At 69.0% G+C, this 18,573-nt stretch carries 17 protein-coding genes and 2 pseudogenes; 9 read left to right on the top strand and 10 right to left on the bottom strand.

All coding sequences use genetic code 11. The annotated features are described in order from the left end of the window. Window positions 1-2 precede the first annotated feature (2 nt). Together secD and yajC are read right to left on the bottom strand one after the other, a co-directional pair. A complete protein-coding gene (secD, locus tag AO501_RS14245; protein WP_055578336.1) occupies window positions 3-1,874 on the bottom strand; it encodes a protein translocase subunit SecD in 1,872 nt (623 codons plus the stop codon). A 117-nt stretch (window positions 1,875-1,991) separates the two neighbouring features. After that, window positions 1,992-2,348, bottom strand: a complete 357-nt coding sequence (gene yajC, locus AO501_RS14240) for a preprotein translocase subunit YajC (protein WP_055578335.1) — start codon at window positions 2,346-2,348, stop codon at window positions 1,992-1,994. Between the two features lie 237 nt (window positions 2,349-2,585). On the opposite strand from yajC, the gene gabT reads away from it, so the two are divergent. Continuing rightward, window positions 2,586-3,926 carry a 4-aminobutyrate--2-oxoglutarate transaminase gene (gene gabT / locus AO501_RS14235; RefSeq protein ID WP_055578334.1) on the top strand — a complete coding sequence of 447 codons (1,341 nt, stop codon included), beginning with the start codon at window positions 2,586-2,588 and terminating at the stop codon, window positions 3,924-3,926. A 64-nt stretch (window positions 3,927-3,990) separates the two neighbouring features. Here the strand turns inward: gabT and AO501_RS14230 are convergent, their stop codons facing one another. Next, window positions 3,991-4,824 carry an alpha/beta fold hydrolase gene (locus tag AO501_RS14230; RefSeq protein ID WP_055578333.1) on the bottom strand — a complete coding sequence of 278 codons (834 nt, stop codon included), beginning with the start codon at window positions 4,822-4,824 and terminating at the stop codon, window positions 3,991-3,993. Window positions 4,825-4,881: 57 nt separating this feature from the next. Between AO501_RS14230 and AO501_RS14225 the strand changes: the two genes are divergently transcribed. The 3 genes from AO501_RS14225 to AO501_RS14215 all read left to right on the top strand — a co-directional run bounded on the left by AO501_RS14225 (window position 4,882) and on the right by AO501_RS14215 (window position 9,803). After that, window positions 4,882-5,346 carry a MarR family winged helix-turn-helix transcriptional regulator gene (locus AO501_RS14225; RefSeq protein ID WP_197419844.1) on the top strand — a complete coding sequence of 155 codons (465 nt, stop codon included), beginning with the start codon at window positions 4,882-4,884 and terminating at the stop codon, window positions 5,344-5,346. A gap of 141 nt (window positions 5,347-5,487) precedes the next feature. Continuing rightward, a complete protein-coding gene (gene car / locus AO501_RS14220; protein WP_055578332.1) occupies window positions 5,488-9,000 on the top strand; it encodes a carboxylic acid reductase in 3,513 nt (1,170 codons plus the stop codon). 107 nt (window positions 9,001-9,107) lie between these two features. Continuing rightward, a complete protein-coding gene (locus AO501_RS14215; RefSeq protein ID WP_055578331.1) occupies window positions 9,108-9,803 on the top strand; it encodes a GAF and ANTAR domain-containing protein in 696 nt (231 codons plus the stop codon). A gap of 18 nt (window positions 9,804-9,821) precedes the next feature. On the opposite strand, the pseudogene AO501_RS14210 reads toward AO501_RS14215, so the two are convergent. The 6 genes and pseudogenes from AO501_RS14210 to ruvC form a co-directional block, all read right to left on the bottom strand. Then, window positions 9,822-10,528 (bottom strand): annotated as a pseudogene (locus tag AO501_RS14210) (hypothetical protein). Between the two features lie 60 nt (window positions 10,529-10,588). Further along, window positions 10,589-11,263 (bottom strand): hypothetical protein, encoded by a 675-nt coding sequence (locus tag AO501_RS14205; RefSeq protein WP_055578330.1) that lies wholly within the window; start codon window positions 11,261-11,263, stop codon window positions 10,589-10,591. A gap of 176 nt (window positions 11,264-11,439) precedes the next feature. Next, window positions 11,440-11,826: a DUF1304 domain-containing protein gene (locus AO501_RS14200; protein ID WP_055578329.1), complete on the bottom strand. Its 387-nt coding sequence runs from the start codon at window positions 11,824-11,826 to the stop codon at window positions 11,440-11,442. 10 nt (window positions 11,827-11,836) lie between these two features. Then, the gene (ruvB, locus tag AO501_RS14195) at window positions 11,837-12,880 is read right to left on the bottom strand and encodes a Holliday junction branch migration DNA helicase RuvB (RefSeq protein ID WP_055578328.1); all 1,044 of its coding nucleotides are present in this window, start codon (window positions 12,878-12,880) and stop codon (window positions 11,837-11,839) included. Next, entirely contained in the window at window positions 12,877-13,470 is a 594-nt protein-coding gene (gene ruvA / locus AO501_RS14190; protein ID WP_055578327.1) for a Holliday junction branch migration protein RuvA, read from the bottom strand. The genes ruvB and ruvA overlap by 4 nt, the downstream gene beginning before the upstream one ends. Beyond that, entirely contained in the window at window positions 13,467-14,021 is a 555-nt protein-coding gene (ruvC, locus tag AO501_RS14185) for a crossover junction endodeoxyribonuclease RuvC (RefSeq protein WP_055578326.1), read from the bottom strand. Before ruvC ends, ruvA begins: the two co-directional genes overlap by 4 nt. Window positions 14,022-14,169: 148 nt before the next feature. Between ruvC and AO501_RS14180 the strand changes: the two genes are divergently transcribed. The 5 genes from AO501_RS14180 to AO501_RS14160 are packed head-to-tail and all read left to right on the top strand — an operon-like array spanning window position 14,170 to window position 17,752. Further along, the gene (locus AO501_RS14180) at window positions 14,170-14,778 is read left to right on the top strand and encodes a DUF4178 domain-containing protein (protein ID WP_055578377.1); all 609 of its coding nucleotides are present in this window, start codon (window positions 14,170-14,172) and stop codon (window positions 14,776-14,778) included. 5 nt (window positions 14,779-14,783) lie between these two features. Then, window positions 14,784-15,278 carry a DUF2617 family protein gene (locus AO501_RS14175; protein WP_055578325.1) on the top strand — a complete coding sequence of 165 codons (495 nt, stop codon included), beginning with the start codon at window positions 14,784-14,786 and terminating at the stop codon, window positions 15,276-15,278. Beyond that, entirely contained in the window at window positions 15,275-15,706 is a 432-nt protein-coding gene (locus AO501_RS14170) for a DUF4247 domain-containing protein (RefSeq protein ID WP_055578376.1), read from the top strand. The genes AO501_RS14175 and AO501_RS14170 overlap by 4 nt, the downstream gene beginning before the upstream one ends. A gap of 22 nt (window positions 15,707-15,728) precedes the next feature. Beyond that, entirely contained in the window at window positions 15,729-16,187 is a 459-nt protein-coding gene (locus tag AO501_RS14165; protein ID WP_055578324.1) for a DUF350 domain-containing protein, read from the top strand. Continuing rightward, window positions 16,184-17,752 carry a polyamine aminopropyltransferase gene (locus tag AO501_RS14160; RefSeq protein ID WP_055578323.1) on the top strand — a complete coding sequence of 523 codons (1,569 nt, stop codon included), beginning with the start codon at window positions 16,184-16,186 and terminating at the stop codon, window positions 17,750-17,752. Before AO501_RS14165 ends, AO501_RS14160 begins: the two co-directional genes overlap by 4 nt. 1 nt (window position 17,753) lies before the next feature. Here AO501_RS14160 and AO501_RS38030 read toward each other — a convergent pair. Beyond that, window positions 17,754-18,573 (bottom strand): annotated as a pseudogene (locus AO501_RS38030) (cytochrome); the annotation flags it as partial.

The raw sequence follows: 18,573 nt of genomic DNA, 5'->3' as shown, positions 1-18,573 counted from the left end.
GCTTAACCCCGTCCCGTCTTGGCGGCCGAACTCGACGCCCGGCGCTCGCGTGCGACCTGCTGGACTGCGCCCAGGCCGTTGTACGCCGGCTTGCCCAGTCGCGCGGACTTGGAGGCCAGGTACACCAGCGGCCAGGTCACCAGGAACACGACCACGAGGTCGAGGATGGTGGTCAGCCCCAGGGTGAACGCGAATCCCTTCACCTGTCCGATCGCCAGGAAGTACAGCACGGCGGCCGCCAGGAAGGTCACGGCGTTACCGGACACGATGGTCTTGCGGGCCCGGGCCCACCCGCGCGGGACCGCCGACCGGAACGAACGGCCCTCGCGGATCTCATCTTTGATGCGCTCGAAGAACACCACGAACGAGTCGGCGGTGGTACCGATACCGATGATCAGACCCGCGATCCCGGCCAGGTCCAGGGTGTAGTTGATGTACCGGCCCAGCAGTACCAGGATCGCGAAAACCATTGCCCCGGAGGCGACCAACGACAGCGCGGTGAGCACCCCCAACACCCGGTAGTAGAGCAGCGAGTACACCAGCACCAGCAGCAGGCCGATCCCGCCGGCGATCAGGCCGGCCCGCAACGACGTCAAACCCAGTGTCGCCGAGACAGTTTGGGCTTCCGATGATTCGAACGACAGGGGCAGCGAACCGTATTTCAGGACGTTGGCCAACTGCTTGGCGGTGGCCGCGCTGAACGGTGGGTCGCCGCCGCTGATCTGGGTCCGTCCGCCTGGGATCGGTTCCCTGATCATCGGCGCGCTGACCACCTGGGAGTCCAGCGTGAATGCGGTCTGGGTGCCGGTGTGCGCAGCCGTGTAGTCGGCCCAGACGTTGGCCGCGGCGCTCTTGAACTGCAGGTCGACCACGTAGCCCAGGCTGCTCTGGTTCATCCCGGAGGTGGCGTCCTGAATCTGGTCCCCGCTGATGATCGAGGGCGCCAGCAGGTAGGCCGTCTTGTGGTCCGTCGAGCAGGTGACCAGCGGCAACTTCGGGTCGTCGTTGCCGGCCAGGATGTCGTCCTTGTCGCAGCGGGTGGCTTCGAACTGCAGCGCGATCATCTGGATGTACTGGCTGGTGTTCTGGCGCCACTTCTTTTCCTGCGCGATGCGCTCGGCCAGGTCCTTGCGCGGGTCCGGGGCGGCGGGAACGTCGGTGGGCGGGGCCTCGCCCGTCGGCGATGGCGCGGGGGCCGGACTGGGCGCCGGCGAATTGCCCGGCGCGGGCGCGGGACTCGGCGCGGGACTCGGCGCGGGGCTGGGAGCGGGCGACGGGCTGGGCGCGGGATCCTGCGGATAGGGCCTGGGCTGCCCGCGCGGCGGCGCCGGTGCCGGGGCGCCCGACTGTGGTGGCGCGGGAACGGCCGCGCCGGGCGCGCCAGGTGCGGGCGCCGGTGCACCGGGCTCAGGTGCCGGTGCGCCAGGCGCGGGGGCCCCCGGCTCGCCCCCAGCAGGCTGCTGTCCCGGTTTGGGCTCCTGCGGCGCCTTCTGCGCCGGCATCGAGTTCAACACCGGGCGGATATAGAGCCGCGCCGTCTGCCCGAGGTCGCGCGCCTCGTTGCCGTCACTGCCGGGCACCGTGATGACCAGATTGTCGCCGTCGACGACGACTTCCGAGCCGGAGACGCCCAGCCCGTTCACCCGGGAGCTGATGATCTGCTGGGCCTGCGCCAGCGCGTCCCGGCTGGGCCGCGAGCCGTCCGGGGTTCGCGCTGTCAGCGTCACGCGGGTGCCGCCCTGCAGGTCGATGCCCAGCTTCGGGCTTGCCTTCTTATCCCCGGTCAGAAACACCAGCAGGTAGACGCCGACGAGCATGAGCAGGAACACCGACAGATAGCGGGCAGGCTGCACCGGCGCCGAAGACGATGCCACGTTCCTTCTATCTCCTTGAAAATCGGTCTTGAAGATCCGTCCAGCCCCGGACAGAGCCTCCGCAAAGACTACGTGCCTCGTCGCGACCGGTGTCGCGCACGCGGCGGTCAGTACGGGTCAGGAATCCTTGATGACGCGGCCGGACTCCGAGTCGGCGGTCTCGTCCTCGCCCAGCTCCGCCGCGGCGCTCTCGACCTCGTAGTCCTCATCGTCGTCGGGCAGGATCCGGTCCCGCACGGCCAGCTTCATCCAGGTCGTGACGACGCCAGGTGCGATCTCGAGGTCAACGGTGTCGTCGGTGAAGCTGACAACGGTCGCTTCCAAGCCGGACGTCGTGTGCACCCGATCCCCCGGCTGCAGCGATTCGTGCAGGTCGATGGTGGCCTGCATCGCCTTGCGTTGCCGTCGCGACGCGAAGTACATGAACCCGCCCATGATGAGCAGGAACGGCAGGAACAGGACAAAACTCTCCATCAACAGGCCTGTCTTTCGTATCGGTAGTGCTCGAAATTCCCCGCACGATCCGGGGGTGGCGCCGGTCTGACCCGGGCTCGCTCACGTCGCTAAGGGTCCAGTGTGCCATTCCCGCAGGTCGCAAACCGACCGGCATCGACCCGGCGGGCGCCGCCACGGCTGAAGCCGCTTGCGCGCCGGTCACCGGCTAGGCTCTTGATCGCGACGTGACCTGCGCGTCCGCGGGAGGAGGAGTCCGTGGCCAGCCTCGATCAGAGCCGTCATTTGGCCACTGAAATCCCGGGTCCCGCGTCGCTGGAGCTCAACAAGCGGCGTACCCAGGCGGTGTCGCACGGCGTCGGGGTGACCCTCCCGGTGTTCGTGGCGCGCGCGGGTGGGGGCGTCGTGGAGGACGTCGACGGGAATCGGCTGATCGATTTGGGTTCCGGTATCGCGGTCACCACGATCGGCAACGCGGCGCCGCCCGTCGTGGACGCCGTGCGCCGGCAGGTCGCCGAGTTCACGCACACCTGCTTCATGGTGACGCCGTACGAGGGCTACGTCGCAGTGGCCGAGGAGCTGAACCGGATCACCCCGGGTGAGGGCGAGAAGCGCTCGGTGCTGTTCAACTCCGGCGCCGAGGCCGTCGAGAGCTCGATCAAGGTGGCGAGGGCGTACACCGGTAGGTCGGCCGTCGTCGCGTTCGACCACGCCTACCACGGCCGGACCAATCTGACGATGGCGCTGACCGCCAAGTCGATGCCCTACAAGAGCGGTTTCGGCCCGTTCGCGCCGGAGATCTACCGCGCTCCCCTGTCCTATCCGTACCGGGACGGATTGCTCGACAAGGAACTGGCCACCGACGGTGAAAAGGCCGCGGCCCGCGCCATCAGCGTGATGGACAAGCAGGTCGGCGCGCAGAACCTGGCGGCGGTCATCATCGAGCCGATCCAGGGCGAGGGCGGTTTCATCGTTCCGGCTGAGGGCTTCCTGCCCGCGCTGCTGCGCTGGTGCCGGGAGAACGACGTGGTGTTCATCGCCGACGAGGTGCAGTCCGGCTTCGCGCGCACCGGCGCCATGTTCGCCTGCGAGCACGAGGGCATTCAGCCCGACATCATCGTGACGGCGAAGGGCATCGCCGACGGGCTGCCGCTGTCGGCGATCACCGGCCGGGCCGAGGTAATGGACGCCCCACACGCCGGCGGACTGGGCGGAACGTTCGGCGGCAACCCTGTCGCGTGCGCGGCGGCACTGGCCACCATCAAGACCATCGAGGACGAGGGGCTGATCGAGCGGGCCCAGCAGATCGAGCGGCTGATCACCGAGCCGCTGCTGCGATTGCAGGCCGCCGACGACCGGGTCGGCGACGTGCGCGGCCGCGGCGCGATGATCGCGATGGAACTGGTGAAGTCCGGCACCTCCGACCCCAACCCGGAGTTGACGTCACGGGTGGCGACCGCGGCGCACGCTGCCGGGGTCATCGTTCTGACCTGTGGCATGTTCGGCAACATCATCCGGCTGCTGCCGCCGCTGGCCATCACCGACGAGCTGCTGACCGAAGGTGTAGAGGTGCTGACGGGGCTGCTCGCCGAGCTGTGAGAGCGCCCGCCGCCGCCGAAACTGACAGCGCGCACACCTTCCCCGGCGTGTCCTGTGCGTAGGTTCAGTGTCGCGGCGCGGGCGGCGACACGTTCCCCCAGAACTCGACCAGCGTCCGCGCGATCGTTTGCGCATCGATCAGCAGCGGCGCCACTCGGCCGCCACCTCTGACGACGTCGACCCGCGCGTCGCGCATCACGGCGCAAGCAGCCCGGGCCTGTTCCGGCGGCCAGCCTTCGTCGTCGTCGTGAGCGGCGAGCATCAGGGTCGGCGCTGCGATCTGCGGCAGCCGCTCGTGCAGGTCGGGCCGCTTCAGCATCATCGAGCGCGCGGCGTGATACATACCGCTGCGGTCGGCCTGCCGGAACGCGTCCATCACCTCCGCGGAACCGTTTGGTCCCAGCAGCGCCACCGACAGCGGATCGCACACCAACGGGGTCGCCCCGAACAGTCGATAGAGCAGAACCAATGGCCAGCCCTTGGTGAGGCGAAATCGGGCGTCGATGCCATGCACGGGGGTGCCGATGGTGGTCAGGGTGCGTAACCGACGCGGCTGGGTCGCGGCCAGCAGGATGCCGACATGGCCGCCCCAGGCGTTGCCGACCCAATCGACCGGCTCGTCGATGCCGAGTCCGTCCAGGACTTCGCCCGCAACGCGCGCGCAGTCGTCGAACGTGAAGTCGCGGGTAACCGGTTCGCTGCGGCCATGCGACGGCCCGTCGATGGCGACAATCGTGCGCCGTGGAGCCACCTCGGCCAGCGCATCGATCAACGGCGCCCACGACCGGGAGTCGAGGAACAAGCTGTGCCACAGCACAGTCACCGGTCCGCTACCCCGGCGCAGCACGTGCAGACGGCCCAGCACCGTGGGAACGAACTCGTCAGTCAAATTGGCCATGTCGCCTCATTTACTTCGGAAACCGAAATTTCGGTATCCGTAGTATCTTCGGTCATCGTGGCTACGTCAAGCGATCTGTCTCCGGATAGGCAAGCGATCGGCCAGCTGTTGGTGCGGCTCACAAGACAGTTCCGCACCGATCTGGCCGCACCGCACGTCGAGCAGGGCTACGGGGACATCCGCGATCCGCACCTGCAGATCTTCGGCAACATCCGGATGGGCGGCATCCGGCTCACCGAACTGGCCGCACGGGCGCAGCTGAGCCTCGCCGCAACATCGGAACTGGTGAACGACCTTGCGACGCTGGGATACCTGGCCCGCCGGCCCGACCCGGACGACGGCCGCGCCAAACTCATCGACCTCACCGAGCGGGGCCAACGCCTGCTCGCCGACGCCGGAAATCGGGTGGCCGATATCGAGGCACGATGGTCACAGCTGGTGGGGGCCGCCGAGTTCGCGCACATGTGCACAACCATGCAGCGGCTGCTCGATGCGCTCGACCCGGACGACTCCCGGGCCTGACCTGGTGGCGTAATTCACAGGCAACACGCAGCGGTTCCCCATTGAGGAATATCTTTACTTTAGCTAACGTTCTTTCTGTCAGCGCAATGTCGCGCCACCTAGATTTCATTCTTCTCCGGTTCATTTCAAAGAGGATCTGATATGACGACCACACAAGAGGAGCGGATCGCCCGCCGCGCCGAAGAGCTCGCTGCCACCGACCCCCAGTTCGCCGCCGCCCAGCCCGACCCGGTGGTGGCCGAGGCGTTGGAGAACCCGGACCTGCGGCTGCCCCAGGTCATTCAGACGGTGGTCGACGGCTACGCCGACCGGCCGGCGCTGGGCCAGCGGGCAGTGGAGTTCGTTGCGGACCCGGCGACCGGACGCACCTCGCTGAGCCTGCTCCCCCGATTCGAGACCATCACCTACCGCCAGCTCGGTGACCGGATCGCCACCGTCGGCCGAGCCCTGGTCGACGCGGTGCAGACCGGCGACCGCGTCTGCGTACTGGGCTTCAACAGCGTCGACTACGCCACCATCGACATGGCGCTCGGCCAGATCGGCGCGGTGTCGGTACCGCTGCAGACCAGCGCGGCGATCGCCCAGCTGCAGCCGATCGTCACCGAGACCGAGCCCAGCCTGATCGCGGCCAGCGTGAACCAGCTGACCGACGCCGTCGCGTTGATCCGCGGAGCGGCCGAAGCCCCCGCGAAGCTCGTGGTGTTCGACTACCACCCTCAGGTCGACGACGAGCGTGAAGCCCTGGAAGGCGCGGTGGCCGCCCTGTCCGACACCGGAGTGGTGGTCGAGACGCTGGCCGAGGTTCTGCGGCGCGGCGCCGATGCCCCGGCGCAACCACACGCGGAACTGGCCGACGACGCGCTGGCCCTGCTGATCTACACCTCCGGCAGCACCGGCGCCCCCAAGGGCGCGATGTACCCGCAGCGCAACGTCGGCAAGATGTTCCGCCGGTCGGCCAAGAACTGGTTCGGACCGACCGCCGCGTCGATCACTCTGAACTTCATGCCGATGAGCCACGTCATGGGTCGCGGCATCCTGTACGGCACGCTCGGCAACGGCGGCACCGCGTACTTCGCCGCCAAGAGCGACCTGTCGACCTTCCTGGACGACTTGGCCCTGGTACGGCCCACCGAGATGAACTTCGTGCCGCGCATCTGGGAGACCTTGTACGGCGAATTCCAGAGCGAGGTGGACCGCCGGTTGCTCGATGGAGGGGACCGCACTGCCGTTGAGGCCGAGGTCCTGGTCGACCAACGGGAGAACCTGCTCGGCGGCCGCTTCATCTTCGCGATGACGGGCTCGGCACCGATCTCCCCGGAGCTGAAGAAGTGGGCCGAAGAGCTGCTGGAGATGCACCTGCTGGACGGCTACGGATCCACCGAAGCCGGGATGGTGCTGTTCGACGGTGAGGTGCAGCGCCCGCCGGTGATCGACTACAAGCTGGTCGACGTCCCTGACCTGGGTTACTTCACCACCGACCAGCCGTACCCGCGGGGTGAGCTGCTGCTCAAGACCGAGAACCTCTTCCCCGGCTACTACAAGCGCCCGGAGATCACGGCCAGCGTCTTCGACGAAGACGGCTACTACCGCACCGGCGACGTCGTCGCCGAGGTCGGCCCTGATCAGGTGCGCTACGTCGACCGTCGCAACAACGTGCTCAAGCTCGCCCAGGGTGAGTTCGTCACCGTCGCCAAGCTGGAGGCCGTCTTCGGTAACAGCCCGCTGGTCCGGCAGATCTACGTCTACGGCAACAGCGCCCACCCCTACCTGTTGGCCGTGGTGGTGCCGACGCAGGACGCACTGGCCGCGCATGATGTCGACGCGCTGAAGCCGATGATCGCCGACTCGCTGCAGAACGTCGCGAGAGAGGCCGGGCTGCAGTCCTACGAGGTGCCACGCGACTTCATCATCGAGACCACCCCGTTCACCCTGGAAAACGGTCTGTTGACCGGCATCCGCAAGCTGGCGTGGCCGAAGCTGAAGGCGCACTACGGCGAGCGGCTGGAGCAGCTGTACGCCGACCTGGCCGCCGGTCAGGCCAGTGAGCTGAGCGAGCTGCGGCGCGCCGGAGCCGACGGACCGGTGCTGGAGACGGTGAGCCGGGCCGCGGCCGCGATGCTGGGCACCGCGAGCAGCGACCTGTCCCCCGACGCGCACTTCACCGACCTGGGCGGGGACTCGTTGTCCGCCTTGACCTTCGCCAACCTGCTGCAGGAGATCTTCGGGGTCGAGGTGCCGGTGGGCGTCATCGTCAGCCCGGCCAACGACCTGCAGGCGCTGGCCAACTACATCGAGGCCGAGCGTCAGCCCGGCTCGAAACGGCCGACTTTCGCCTCGGTGCACGGCCGGGACGCCGTCGAGGTGCACGCCAGTGACCTCACGCTGGACAAGTTCATCGACGCCGACACCCTGGCCGCCGCGCCCGGCCTGCCGGCACCCAGCGAGCAGGTGCGCACCGTGCTGCTGACCGGAGCCACCGGCTTCCTGGGCCGCTACCTGGCGCTGGAGTGGCTGCAGCGGATGGCCCTGGTCGACGGCAAGGTGATCTGCCTGGTGCGGGCCAAGTCCGACGAGGACGCGCGCGCCCGGCTGGACGCCACGTTCGACAGCGGCGACCCCAAGCTGTTGGCGCACTACCAGGGGCTGGCCGCCAAGCACCTCGAGGTGCTGGCCGGCGACAAAGGCGAGGCTGACCTGGGCCTGGACCGCGTGACCTGGCAGCGGCTGGCCGACACGGTAGACGTGATCGTGGACCCGGCGGCGTTGGTGAACCACGTGCTGCCCTACAGCCAGCTGTTCGGGCCGAATGCGTTGGGCACCGCGGAGCTGATCCGGCTGGCGTTGACCAGCAAGATCAAGCCCTTCAGCTACACCTCGACGATCGCGGTCGGCGGCGGGATCGCGCCGGGTGCGTTCACGGAGGACGCCGATATCCGGCAGATCAGCGCGACCCGCCAGATCGACGACGGCTATGCCAACGGCTACGCCAACAGCAAGTGGGCCGGCGAGGTGCTGCTGCGCGAGGCGCACGACCTGTGCGGGCTGCCGGTCGCGGTGTTCCGCTGCGACATGATCCTGGCCGACACCACCTGGGCTGGTCAGCTCAATGTGCCGGACATGTTCACCCGGACGATCTTGAGCCTGGCTGCCACCGGGATTGCGCCCGGTTCGTTCTACGAGCTGGACGGCGAAGGCAACCGGCAGCGTGCCCACTATGACGGTCTGCCGGTCGAGTTCATCGCCGAAGCCGTGGCGGTGCTCGGGGCACAGAGCGGCGACGGGTTCGCGACCTACCACGTGATGAACCCCTACGACGACGGTATCGGCTTCGATGAGTTCGTCGACTGGATGATCTCTCCGGAAGGCGGAGTCGGGTGCGGTATCTCCCGTGTCGCCGACTACGGCGAGTGGTTGCAGCGGTTCGAGACCGCCCTGCGTGGCCTGCCTGAGAAGCAGCGCAGTGCCTCGCTGTTGCCGCTTTTGCACAACTACCAGAAGCCGGAGAAGCCCATCAACGGGTCGATCGCTCCCACCGACGTCTTCCGCACGGCGGTGCAGGAGGCGAAGATCGGTCCTGATAAGGACATCCCGCATGTCACACCGGCGATCATCGCCAAGTACGTGAGCGATCTGCGGCTACTCGGGCTGCTGTAATCGCCACACCGGGGCAGGCGTTCGGTCGTCAAGACCGGGCGCCTGCTCTGGTGTTCAAGTCAGGGCCTTCGGTTTGACGGCCGGACGAGAGGGGCAAACTCCAGGCCATGTCTGAGCCGTCCAAGCATGATCTGGCCGTGCGCATGGCCGAGTTGGCGCGCCTCGTCGCCGCACCCCGCCGAGCCGAAGACATCCTGACCGAGGTCACTGCGGCGGCAGTCGAACTGATCCCCGGTGTCGATACCGCCGGCATCTTGCTCATCAGCAAAGGTGGGCGATTCGATTCGGTCGCCGCCACCGACGCGCTGCCGCACGAACTCGACGAACTGCAGCACACCCTGAACGAGGGGCCGTGTATTGAAGCAGCCTCGTCGTCGGATTACGACGTCGTGCGCACCAACGACTTCCGCGACGAAACGCGGTGGCCGGCCTACTCTGCCGCCGTCCAGAAGCTCGGTGTGCTCAGTGGACTTTCCTTCCGGCTCTACACCCACGAACGCACCGCCGGCGCACTGAACCTGTTCGGGTACCAGCCGACAGACTGGGACGCCGAGCGGCAGACGATCGGCATGGTGCTGGCCGCCCACGCCGCCGCCGCCCTGATGGCCAGCCACCAGAGTGAGAACCTGCAGTCCGCGGTGGCGAGCCGAGACCGCATCGGCCAGGCCAAGGGCATCATCATGGAGCGCTTCGACGTCGACGACGTGCGGGCGTTCGACATGCTGCGGCGGCTGTCGCAGGAGAGCAATACTTCGCTGGTCGACATTGCGCAGCGAGTCATCGACACCCGTGGGAGTCACTGACCCCCGGCCCACGCGGAGTCATCCCTGCGGGTGGGGCCAGCGCAGATAGGCATTGCTGCGGCCCGCGCCGGCCTGTTGCCGCGGTCGGCGGACCTCCCGCCACCGCCGCGGGTCGTTCTCCGGCGCGACCCGGTCACCGCGCGGCTTGGTCACCGCTTCCGACGCCGGCGCTTCCGCCACCGGTGCCGTCATGGCTGCGTCCGCGCGGCGGGGCTCAGCGGGCACCGGCGCGGGAATGTCGCGGGCCAAGCGGGCGAAGGTGCGGGCCACTGCGAACCCGCCGACCAGGACGATCAGTACGCCCAAACCGGTGAAGTAGGAAAGTTCGAGCACGGCACGCTTGCGTTCGGTGACGCCGACGGGATCACCGATCGTCCCGAGGTGCATCAGCGGCGCCACCCGGGGGCCGATGACGAACCAGGCGCCGGCGAACACCGCGAGCAAGCCGCCGAGCGTCGCACTGACGCGGTTGCGGGAGGCGATCAGAAGCAGTCCGCCAAGAACCGCCGCCGCGCCCGGGAGCACTTCGAACCAGCCGCGCGCGGTGGTCCATGCCCACTCCTGGGCCCCCTCCTGCGCCCGGGTGTAGGCGAAATCGAACCGCGGCCCTAAGAATGGGACCAGCGCCCCCACGCACCGGCAAGGACCAGCAGTAATCCGCTGACAGCGCCGCGGGAACGGGGCATCTGCAGCCCGCCTGGGTGTTCAAGCTCTGCATTTTTCATGGCCGGCGGGTACCCGACATCGCTCGAAATAACCGGCGATGCCCGGTCGCGGCGAACTGGCTACTGCGGGTGCCCGGCCGGCGTGCGGTGGCGACGGAACAGCCCGCCACGCCGAGTCTCGGCTTCACCGTCGGCCGGCCCGAACCGGTCCCGCGGCGTGGTCAGAGCGTCGGTCGACACCTCGCGTTCGGGCTCAACCAACCCGCTGTACTGCGGCTCCGCAGTAGCCGGTTCCACCGGATGCGCAACGGGCTCGACGGGGCGCACGTCGCGCGCCAACCGGAACGCCATCCGGGCCAGAGCGGCACCGGCCAGGAAGGCGATCAGGACGCCCAAGCCGGAGAAGTAGGCGAGTTCCACCGCGACCCGCTTGCGGTCGGTGGCGCCGACCGGATCGCCGACCGAGCCGATGCCTGACAACGGCGCCAAAGTGCGGCCGACAACGAACCAGGCCCCACCCAGCGCCGCCAGCCAGCCGCCGAGCAAGGCACTGCCGCGGTTACGCGAGACGATAACCAGCAGGCCGCCGACAGCGGTGGCTACGCCGGGCAGCACCTCCAGCCAGCCGCGCGCGGAGGTCCAGGCCTGGCCGGGTGTGTAGGAAAAGTCGAAGTTCGGGCCGATGAAGGGGATCAGCGCTCCCCATGCGCCCAGGATCACCAGCAGCAGTCCGATCACGGCGCCACGCGAGCGTGGGATTCGTCCCCGGGTGGGGCGGTCCTCGATGGTTTTCATGACATCTCCCTCGGTAGGTACCGGGGTGGGTACCCGGACCCCGAGGCGTTAAAGCAGCTGTCTTTTCATTCGAACGCGCAGACGCCGGTGATATCGCCGGCGATATCGCTTTTCAAACGAGGTCATGCCGAGCTGCGCCGTGACTGGTGTTACTGGTGTTACTGGTGTTACTGGTGTTACGTCAGTAAACCAACCAGCAGCAGCACGATCGCGATGGCCGGGAACAGCCCCTGTGTCACGGCTGCGCGTGCCTTATCCCGCGCCGAAATCAGCAGCACCACCGCGGCCGCCGCCATCGACCCGACCCCGGCGAACACCAGGGCCGCCCCGACGTCACGGTGCCCGGTGAACATCGCGGCAATGCCTACTCCCGACACGATGGCAAGAAACAGGTTGTAGAACCCCTGGTTGAACGCCAGCAGCTTGGTGGTCTCGGCCTCCTCGACCGTAGTGCCGAACGTCGCGCGAGTGCGTTTGGAGGTCCACGTCAACGACTCCATCGTGAAGATGTAGACGTGCAGGACCGCGGCCAGCGCGGCGAAGATCAAAGCGGCGGTGACCATCTGAGTCCTCCTAGTCGAACAACCCGGGCTGCGAGACCCCGGCGGGCGGCGTCATGCCCAGATGAGTCCAGGCCAGCGCCGTGGCCACCCGGCCCCGCGGCGTGCGAGCGACCATTCCGGCGCGCACCAGGAAAGGCTCGCACACCTCTTCGACGGTCGCAGCCTCTTCGCCCACGGCCACCGCCAGCGTCGAGACGCCCACCGGGCCGCCGCCGAAACTGCGGGTCAGCGCCGACAGCACCGCCCGGTCCAGCCGGTCCAACCCCAGCTCGTCGACGTCATAGACCGCCAGCGCGGACTTGGCGATGTCACGGGTGATGATGCCGTCGGCGCGCACCTCGGCGAAGTCACGCACGCGACGCAGCAACCGATTGGCGATCCGCGGGGTGCCGCGCGAGCGGAGCGCGATCTCCGCCCCCGCTTCGGCGCCCAACTCGATACCCAGGATGCCGGCCGATCGGGCCAGCACCCGTTCCAGCTCCGCGGGCTCGTAGAAGTCCATGTGCGCGGTGAACCCGAACCGGTCGCGCAGCGGGCCCGTCAGCGCACCGGACCGGGTGGTCGCACCGACCAGCGTGAACGGTGCGACCTCCAGCGGAATCGACGTCGCACCTGGGCCCTTGCCGACCACCACGTCGACCCGGAAGTCCTCCATCGCCAGGTACAGCATCTCTTCCGCGGGCCTGGCGATGCGGTGGATCTCGTCGATGAACAGCACGTCGTGCTCCACCAGGTTGGACAACATCGCGGCCAGGTCGCCGGCGCGTTCCAGAGCCGGCCCCGAGGTCACCCGCAGCGAGGATCCCAGTTCGGCGGCGATGATCATCGCCAACGACGTCTTGCCCAGGCCGGGCGGCCCGGACAGCAGGATGTGGTCGGGGGTGCCGCCGCGGTTCTTGGCCCCCTCGATGACCAGCTGCAACTGCTCGCGGACCCGTGGCTGGCCGATGAACTCCCCAAGCGAGCGGGGCCGCAGGCTGCCGTCGATGTCCCCCTCACCGACGGCCAGCGCCGGCGAGACGTCGCGCTCGTCGAAGTCCTCGGGATCGCTCATTTGGCCTTACCCAGCAGCGACAAGGCGGCCCGCAGCGCCGACGACGTGGACGCCTCGCGGTCGGCCGCCAGCACCTTGTCGGTGGCCTCCTCGGCCTGCTTGACCGCAAAACCCAGCCCGACCAGCGCCTCCACCACCGGGCCGCGCACGGCGTGACCGTTCACCGCCGGCGTTGCACCGGACCCGGCGACCAGGCCCACCTTGTCGCGCAGTTCCAGCACCATCCGTTCGGCGCTGCGTTTGCCGATGCCGGGCACCCGGGTGAGAGCGGTGACGTCGCCGTCGGCCAGCGCCTGGCGCAGCGCCGTCGCGTCGTGCACGGCCAGCGTCGCCATCGCCAACCGCGGCCCGACACCAGAGACCGACAACAGCGTCTGGAACAGGTCGCGGTTCTCGGCATCGCAGAACCCGTACAGCGTCATGGAGTCCTCGCGCACGATCATCGCGGTGATCAGCCGCGCCTCGCTGCCCGTCCGCAGCGTGGCCAGTGTCGACGGCGTCGCGTTGACCCGGTAGCCGACCCCGGCCGCCTCGATCACCGCGTGATCCAGCGCCACCTCCAGAACCTCACCGCGCACCGAGGCGATCACCGGACGGCCTTCACCTTGGCCAGGTATTTGCTCCGCTGCTGCGCCGCTTGAGCCTCGGCGGCGGCCATCCGGGCCAGCATGGGCGCCCGCCAGCAGTGGCAGATGGCCAGAGCCAACGCGTCGGCGGCGTCGGCCGGGGTGGGCTTGGCCTGCAGCGCCAGGATTCTGGTGACCATGGCGGTGACCTGCGCCTTGTCCGCGTTCCCGTTGCCGGTGACCGCCGCCTTGACCTCGCTGGGCGTGTGGAAGTGCACGTCGATGTCCCGCTTGGCGGCCGCCAGCGCGATCACCCCGCCGGCCTGCGCCGTACCCATCACCGTGCTGACGTTCAGCTGGGAGAACACCCGCTCGATGGCCAGCACGTCCGGGTGGTGGGTGTCCAGCCAGTGGTCGACGGCGTCGCTGATCGCCAGCAGCCGCCGGTGCAGCGGCTCGCCCGACGGGGTGCGAACCACGTCGACGTCCAGTGCGGTGATCTGCCGGCCGCGCCCGCTTTCCACCAGCGACAGGCCGCACCGCGTCAAGCCGGGGTCGACGCCCATCACACGCACCGCAGCTCCCCACGTTTTTCCCGAGGCCGAGTCATCGGCCGAGTTTCCGAACAGCTGTTCGATAGCCTAGCCGCCAAGTGGGACATCTCCGATGAAAGACACGCGCTGCGGCCGTGAGTTACGTTATGCGCACTACGGAAAGGTCCGCGTGGGAGCACAACTCATCGTGATCGCGGTGGCGCTGTTCATCGCGTCTCTGCTGGTGCTTGTCTATGCGCTCAAGAAGGCGCCCAGAACGCCCGAGACCCCCAAACCCAGGCAGGACCCGCTCGCGTTCACCGCGATGCCCGCCGAATACGGTCCCCGCCAGCTCGGCCCTGGCGCGATCGTCAGCCACGGCGGCACCGACTACGTGGTGCGCGGCTCGGTCACCTACCGCGAAGGCCCGTTCGTGTGGTGGGAGCACCTGCTCGAAGGCGGTGACGAGCCGGTCTGGTTCAGCGTCGAGGAGGACGACGGCCGACTCGAGCTGGCCATGTGGTTCAAACGCACGGATCTAAACCTGCAGCCCGGCGGCCGCCACACGGTCGACGGCACCGACTTACACGAAGTGGAGCGCGGTCACGCCGGTTACACCACCGAGGGCACCACCGGCCTGCCGCCCGGCGGCGAGATGGACTACGTCGACTACGCGAGCGCCGATAGGGCCACGCTGCTCTCGTTCGAGCGCTGGGCACCGGAAACACCCTGGGAGATATCCACCGGCAAGACCGTGCTCACCGGCGAGATCACCGTCTACCCCGCATCCGCGGGCTGACCGAGGTGCCGCTCCACCATCTGGCGGTGGCTCCGGCCGATGTGTCCGGGGCCAGGCTGGCATTGGCGCTCAACGCGGCGGCACCGCCCACGCTGGCCAGCTACCGATTGGCACATCCGCGCGGCGGCGCGCTACTGCTGGGCGTCCTGGGTGCGTCGCACGTCGTCACCGTAGAACACGGCACCGGCCGGTTCTCCGAACAGGTCTCGTGCGCCGCGGGGGACGGTCTGCCCGCGCACTCGGATGCTCCGGGCTATCACCTCGAATCGCACAGCGTGACGCACGACGAAGCCACCTTCCGCGCCCTGGCCGGCGACTTGCGCGAGCGGTGCGCAAGCGACCCGGGCTGGCTGGGCGGCGTGTTCCCGGGCGACGACGCCGCGCTGACGGCCCTGGCGGCCGAGCCCGACGGCGACGGCTGGCAGTGGCAGACCTGGCACCTCTACCCCACCGGCAAAGGCGGGACCGTCGTCTACACAGCCAGCCGGTGGCAGCCGTGACCCGCAACCGGCTGCTGCTGGTCGCCGGCGGGCTGGCACTGGCCGCCAGCGTGTCGCTGGTCTTCGGCATCGTGCTGGTGAGCCGGGACGTCGGCTCCTACATCGCCGGCCACTACCAGGAGTATGCCCACGACGCGAACGCGAACCGCTACTCCTGCTCCGGGTCACCCAAGCAGGTGGCCGACACACTGGCTCACTACAAGTCGCCCTCCGCCCGGGCGTCCGACGGCGGCAATGAATATCTGCGGTACAGCGACTACGTCGTGATCGTCGGCCCGGACGGCACCCGGCCCTGCAGCATCCGCGTCGAAGACCTGGGCGCCGGGTACAGCCACGGCTCCTGTGTCTTCCTCGGTCCCGGGTTCACGCCCGGATCCCCATCCGGCGGCTCGGGCGGCAGACCCGGCGGCCCGGGCGGCGTCAAGTAGGCACTCGCAAAGGAGGACTGTCATGTACTACAGCGCGGTGGAGTTCGGCAGCGTCAGCCTCGATCCGATCCTGCGCGGGGCCGTCGCCACAGTCCTCTACTTTGCGGTCGGTATCGCCGTGCTGATCGCCGGGTTCCTGATGGTCGACGTCCTGACCCCCGGAAATCTGCGTCAGCTGGTGTTCATCGAGCGCCGGCCCAACGCCGCCATCCTGGCCACCGCGATGTATGCGGCGCTGGGCACCGTCATCATCGCGGCGATCAATACCAGCTCCAACCAGCTGGGCGAGGGCCTGCTCGGTGTGGCGATCTACGGCGGAATCGGCGTCATCCTGCAGGGACTGGCGCTGGTCATACTGCGAATAGCGGTGCCGGGCAACTTTCACGAGCATGTCGAGGAACCCACACTGCATCCGGCGGCGTTCGCCACAGCGGCGATGCTGCTGGCGGTGGGAGGGGTCAACGCGGCCGCGTTGCTATGACGACAACCGCTGCGGCCGAACCCGTTTCGCCGTCGCTGGGGCGGTGGCGAGCCATCCTGCTGGCCGCGGTCGCCGCGTGTGCCGCCTGCGGGATTGTCTACGAACTGGCGATGCTGACGTTGTCGGCCAGCCTCAACGGCGGCGGCATCGTGGCGACGTCGCTGATCGTCGCGGGGTACATCGCCGCGCTCGGTCTGGGTGCGCTGCTGATCAAGCCGCTGCTGGCGCGCGCCGCCATCACCTTCATCGCGGTAGAGGTGCTGCTCGGCATCGTCGGCGGATTGTCGGCCGCAGCCCTGTACATCGCGTTCGCCTTTGTCGACGGTTCGACGCTGGTGCTGGCGGTGAGCACGGCGGTCATCGGGTGCCTGGTGGGGGCCGAGGTGCCGCTGCTGATGACGCTGCTTCAGCGCGGACGCGCTCCGGGCCCGTCCGATCTGGCCACCGACACCGGGCGCACGCTGGCCAACTTGAACGCGGCCGACTACCTGGGGGCGCTGGTGGGTGGGCTGGCCTGGCCCTTCCTGCTGCTCCCGCAGCTGGGAATGATCCGCGGCGCGGCGGCCACCGGCATCATCAACCTGCTGGCCGCGGCAATCGTCGCGGTGTTTCTGCTGCGCCGGGTCGTATCGGGGCGGCAGCTGGCGGCGGCGCTGGCCGCGCTGGCCGCGGCGCTGGCCCTGCTCATCACTTTGCTGGTGCGCGCCCAGGACATCGAAATCTCCACCCGGCAGCAGCTCTACGCCGACCCGATCATCGCCCACCGGCACTCCGCCTATCAGGACATCGTGGTCACCCGCCGCGACAACGACATGCGCCTCTACCTGGACGGGGATCTGCAGTTCTCCACCCGGGACGAATACCGCTACACCGAGAGCCTGGTCTACCCGGCACTCGGAGGCGGCGCCCGTTCGGTGCTGGTGCTCGGCGGCGGGGACGGGCTGGCGGCGCGCGAACTGCTGCGCCAGCCGGGCCTGCAGCGGATCGTGCAGGTGGAGCTGGACCCGGCGGTCATCGAACTGGCGCGTACCACCATGCGTGACGCCAACGGCGGGTCGCTGGACAATCCGCGGGTGCGCGTGGTGATCGACGACGCGCTGAGCTGGCTGCGGGGCGCCCGGTCGGATCGCTTCGATGCGGTGATCGTCGACCTGCCCGATCCCGACACGCCCGTACTGGGTCGGCTCTATTCGACCGAGTTCTACGCGCTGGTCGCGGGGGTGCTGAACCCGGGCGGGCTGATGGTGGTGCAGGCGGGCAGCCCGTTCTCGACCCGAACGGCGTTCTGGCGCACCGTCTCGACCATCCATTCGGGCGGCTATGCCGTCACGCCGTACCACGTGTACGTGCCCACATTCGGGGACTGGGGGTTCGTGCTGGCACAACGCGGTGGCGCCGCGCCGATCGCGGCGCTGCCACGCGATGTTCCGCCGCTGCGCTACCTCGACCAGCGGGTGCTGAACGCCGCGACGGTGTTCTCCGAGGACGTCCGGCCGCGGCCGATGGAGCCGTCGACGTTGGACAATCCGCGGATCGTCGAGGACATGCGGCGCGGGTACGACTGAATCAGCCGCCGCCCTGAGCGCCGGCGCCGCCTTGACCGCCCGTGGTTCCGTTCGGTAGGCCGCCGGGAACCGCAAACCCGGGGATCTCTCCGTCGCCGCCGAAGCCGCCGGCGCCTCCCCCGCCGCCTCTACCCCCGGAGCCGCTGCCGAAGGGCGGTGCGATGCCGTTGCCGCCGTTGCCGCCCCGGCCGCCGGTGCCGCCCGCGCCGCCGAGGCCGAACGAACTGCCTTTGCCGCCGCCGCCGGCGTTGCCGCCGACGCCGCCGTCACCGGCGTCGAACAGGACGGACGCGTCCGCGCCGTTGCCGCTATCGCCGCCGTTGCCGCCGCGACCACCGAAGCCTTGCGTGCCGGTGCCGCCGACGCCGCCGGTGCCGCCGCGGGCGCCGTCGGCGTTGGCGCCGACTCCGCCGTCGCCACCATGGCCACCGTTACCCGCATTGCCGCCGTTGGCGCCGGTCCCACCGTTACCGCCGTTGCCGCCCTGACCACCCGCGGGGTTGACGACGCCGCCGACGTTGCCAGTGCCGCCGTTGCCTCCGGTGCCGCCCTGGCCACCGTTGCCCTGCACGCCGACGCCGCCGGTAGCGCCCTGATTGACGCCCGTGCCGCCACCGAGGCCGCCGGCTCCGGCGGCACCGCCTACGCCGCCGTCGCCGCCGCGGCCGCCCTGACCCGCCTGTGGCCTGCCGGAGGTTGAGTCGCCGCCGTTGCCGCCGTTGCCGCCGGTGCCGCCGGTGCCACCGGTGCCGCCCTGGCCACCTGCCCCGCCCTTGCCTGTGGCGCCGTCCTTTCCGCCGCCGAGGGCGCTGCCCTTTCCG

The sequence above is a fragment of the Mycobacterium gordonae genome, from assembly GCF_001417955.2.
GTDB lineage: Bacteria > Actinomycetota > Actinomycetes > Mycobacteriales > Mycobacteriaceae > Mycobacterium > Mycobacterium gordonae_B.
Note: the sequence above shows the minus strand (reverse complement) of the source record. Positions and strands in the feature narration are given on the sequence as shown.